This is a genomic window from Saccharomonospora iraqiensis subsp. iraqiensis, assembly GCF_000430445.1.
Taxonomy (GTDB): Bacteria; Actinomycetota; Actinomycetes; order Mycobacteriales; family Pseudonocardiaceae; genus Saccharomonospora; species Saccharomonospora iraqiensis.
In genome coordinates this window covers 4172-8068 of sequence record NZ_KE387086.1, presented here as the reverse complement: position 1 = coordinate 8068, position 3897 = coordinate 4172, and the positions used below count along the sequence as shown (strand labels likewise).

The following is a 3897-nucleotide window of genomic DNA, read 5'->3' as shown; positions in this document are numbered from 1 at the left end:
CGGGCTCGGCGGCGTCGAACCGGGGGAGGTCCACCTCGACCGCCTCGTCCGCCGGGGCGCCGGTGGCCACCGACAGCAGCGGGTCGGTGTCGCCGAGGTCGAGGTTCCAGTGCCCGGCGCCGTCGTCGCCGTACCGGAAGCCGAGCGACCCGCCGGGCACCACCGGGGCGCCGGTGGCCGCGTCCAGCAGGACGGTTTTGAACGCGGCGTGCTCGGCGTCGCGGTGGTCGTCGAGGTCGGCCGCGGTGAGGAACTTGCCCGGCACGTGGGCACCGTCGCGGGCCTCCAGTTGGATCAGGAACGGGAGGTCGGTGTAGCGCTTCACGTAGTCGGCGAAGTACGGCACCTGCCGCTGCACGAAGAACTCCCGCAGGATCACGTGCCCCATCGCCATGGCCAGTGCGCCGTCGGTGCCCGGCCGGGCGGCGAGCCACTCGTCGGCGAACTTCACGTTGTCCGCGTAGTCCGGGGCGACCGCGATCACCTTCTGGCCCCGGTAGCGGGCCTCGGCCATCCAGTGCGCGTCCGGTGTGCGGGTGACCGGCAGGTTCGAACCCCACATGATGAGATACCCGGCGTCCCACCAGTCGCCCGACTCGGGCACGTCGGTCTGGTCGCCGAACACCTGCGGGGACGCCACCGGGAGGTCGGCGTACCAGTCGTAGAACGACAGCATCGCCCCGCCGAGCAGGGACACGAACCGGGCCCCGGAGGCGTGCGAGACCATCGACATCGCGGGGATCGGGGAGAACCCGGCGATCCGGTCCGGGCCGTACCGCTTGATCGTGTGCACGTGCGCCGCCGCGACGAGTTCGGTCGCCTCGTCCCACGAGGCCCGCACGAGGCCGCCCTTGCCGCGCGCGGCCTTGTACCGCCGGGCGCGGTCGGGGTCTTCGACGATGTCCGCCCAGGCGAGTACCGGGTCACCGGTGCGGGCCTTGGCCTCCCGGTACATCTCCAGCAGCACCCCGCGGACGTAGGGGTAGCGCACGCGGGTGGGGGAGTAGGTGTACCAGGAGAACGCCGCGCCGCGCGGGCAGCCGCGCGGTTCGTACTCGGGCCGGTCCGGGCCGACGGAGGGGTAGTCGGTCTGCTGCGCCTCCCAGGTGATGATCCCGTCCTTGACGTACACCTTCCACGAGCACGACCCCGTGCAGTTCACCCCGTGGGTGGAGCGCACGACCTTGTCGTGGCTCCACCGGTCCCGGTAGAACGCGTCGGCCCGGCGTCCGCCGATCTTGTGCAGTGTCCGCAGGTCCTCGGTGACGTCGGCGCGCGTGAAGAACCGGCGGGTCCGGATCAGCGCGTCGGTGAGTTCGGTGTCCAGGCCCGGTCGGGCGGGGTCGGTGCGGCCGGGGGCGGCGTGGGGATCGGTGTCGGCGCACACGGTGACGGCTCCTCCTGGCGATCGCGGACAGCGGGGTGATCGGCCGGGTGATCTCTGACCGTAGTGGTGGACCGGTGTGGCCGCAGGAGTTCAGGCATGCGGCCCCGCCGGGGCGTCGGTGAGCCGGTCGTGGCCTTCTTCGTGGGCGCGCAGGGAGTGCCGCACGGTGGTCAGGGTGACGGCGAGGGTGGCCGCGGCGACCACGGCCAGCGCGGCGAGCCCGAGTGCGTAGGAGTCGAAGGCGCCGTAGACCGCGCCCATGATCAACGGTGGGAGGAAGCCGCCCAGGCCGCCCGCGGCGCCGACCACGCCGGTGACCGACCCGACCATCGTCGGTGGGGAGAGCAGCGCGACGAGCGCGAACACCGCGCCGCTGCCCGCGCCCAGGGCGACGGCCATGGCGAGGAACGCGATCGTGCCCACGGGCATCAGGTCCGGGGTGAACGCCTGGGCGGCCGCGGTGACCGTGACCACCGCGTAGGACCCGGCCAGCACCCACAGCGGGCCCACCTGGTCGGACAGCCAGCCACCGACGGGGCGCATCAGCACCGCGAGCAGCACGAACCCGGCCATCCGGTTGGCCGCGTCGGCGGGGGCGAGCCCGTAGGCGGTCTCCAGGTAGGCGGGCAGGTAGACGGAGAACGCGACGTAGCCGCCGAAGGCGATCGTGTAGAGCCAGGACGCCTCCCACGTCGCGGACAGCCGCGCGGTGTCGCCCAGTCGGCGGGCCAGCGACCCGGTGGGCACGGACCGTCCGGGGGCGTTGCGCAGCAGGATCGCCGAGACGACGGCGTAGAGCGCCAACACGAGTGCGGTGACCACGAACGGGGTGGCGATGCCGCCCGCGTCCACCAGTTGCACGGCGGTCAGCGCGCTGAGCGCGGTGCCGCCCATGCCCGCGCCGAAGATCCCGATGGCCAGCCCGCGCCTGTGGGGCGGGAACCACGCGTTGACGAACGGCACCCCCACCGCGAACACCGTCCCGCCGAGGCCGAGGAAGAATCCGCCGATCAGCAGCGCGATCAGTGACTCGTTCCCGAACAGTCCGAGGAACAGGACCGGCACGATCGTCAGTGCGGACAGGGCCGGGAACATCACCCGCCCGCCGAACCGGTCGGTCAGCGCCCCGACCGGGATGCGCCCGACGGAGCCGACCATCACGGGCACGGCGACCACCAGTCCCTGTTCGAACGCGCCCAGCCCGAGCCTGTTCTTGAACAGCGGGCCGAGCGGACTGAGCAGCGACCACGCCCAGAAGTTGAGCGCGAATCCGACGGTGGCCAGCACGAGCATCAGCATCCGCCGCCCGTTGGTCACCGGTGGGTCACCCGTTGCGGACGGTGGGGAGTGCTGCGGCACGGCTGGTGATGTCCTCCCCGTCGAGTGGCCCGCCGGGATCGTCGGGGTCCCGGCCGCTGTGTCCCCGCCTGGGTTTCCGCCTGCTCCGCCTGGGTTGTGGTCGTCCGCGGGGACGGTCCGTCACGGTGGGCGACGGACCGATTTCAGGGTGCCGCATCCCGGCGTGCCCGACACATCGATGTGACCCGAAGGGAGGAACACCGCCCGATCCCGACGGGAGATGTGCCGGTGTGGACACGGGACTCCGGGAGCCGTGCGGCGTCCAGTAGCGTCGACGCCCCACCCTTGACGGCCCCCCGGGCCGGGGCGGGGTGGGCGGGTGGTGGTGTGCGTGGGAAGGAGACGGCGTGTCCGGTCCGCGTCACGAGATCGTCCGGTCGCTGAGCGGGCGGCTCGACGAACTCACCGACGAGCTCGTGGCCGACATCCTCGCGGACAACCCGGGTTACCACGACGCGGCGCTGATCCCGCTACGGGAGTTGCGGCGGTCCTGCCGCACCAATCTCGACCGGGTGCTGCAGATCCTCGGCGACGAGGTGCCGTCCGGGCAGGACCCGTACGACGCGGCGGCGCAGACCGGCACACGGAGGGCGGAACAGCGGGTGCCGCTGGACGCGGTGCTGCGGTCCTTCCGCCTCGGCGGCCGGGTGATCTGGCGGGGCATGGTGCGCACGGCACGGGAGGACGACCGGCTGGACCGCGACCGGTTGCTCGAGGTCGCCACCACGGTCTGGACGGTGGTCGACGAGGTCTCCTCGCAGGTGGCGCAGGCGTTCCGGACACGGGAGCTGCAGCTGCAACGGGCCGACGAACACCGCAGGCACGCGCTCGTCGGTGACCTGCTCCGCGGGCGGGGGACGCGGGACCCCGGCTTCGCCGGACGGGCCGCGGCCGAGCTCGGCCTGCCCGCGGAAGGCTCGTACGTGGTGGTGGTCGCCGACTCGGCGGCGGACGGCACCCCCGGTCTCGCGATGCCGCACGACGTGCTCGCCGCGCACGGGGTGCGGTCGGTGTGGGCGCCGAGGGAGCAGACGCTGGTCGGGCTGATCGCACTGGAGGGGCGTGCGGTCGGGGCGGTGTTGGCCCACCTGCGTCCCGGGGTGCGTGCCCGGGTGGCCGCGGGGCCCGTCGTCCCCGGGCTGGCCGAGGTC

The 3897-nt window shown here is 73.1% G+C and carries 3 protein-coding genes; 1 reads left to right on the top strand and 2 read right to left on the bottom strand.

Going from position 1 to position 3897, the window contains the following annotated elements; translation table 11 throughout:
• Positions 1 to 1327, bottom strand: a 1327-nt coding sequence (locus ACTIR_RS22810; protein ID WP_199285614.1) for a molybdopterin-dependent oxidoreductase, incomplete at its 3' end; no start/stop codon positions are given.
• A 150-nt stretch (positions 1328 to 1477) separates the two neighbouring features.
• On the bottom strand, positions 1478 to 2686 hold the full coding sequence (locus ACTIR_RS22805) for an MFS transporter (protein ID WP_154663735.1): 1209 nt from the start codon (positions 2684 to 2686) through the stop codon (positions 1478 to 1480).
• Positions 2687 to 3093: 407 nt separating this feature from the next.
• On the opposite strand from ACTIR_RS22805, the gene ACTIR_RS0111070 reads away from it, so the two are divergent.
• The coding region (locus ACTIR_RS0111070; protein WP_052583834.1) for a hypothetical protein at positions 3094 to 3897 on the top strand (804 nt) is incomplete at its 3' end.

What these genes read in the sequence shown, in the direction of transcription:
- ACTIR_RS22805 (WP_154663735.1), bottom strand. Translation starts at nt 2,686, where the DNA reads ATGCTGATGCTCGTGCTGGCCACCGTCGGATTCGCGCTCAACTTCTGG.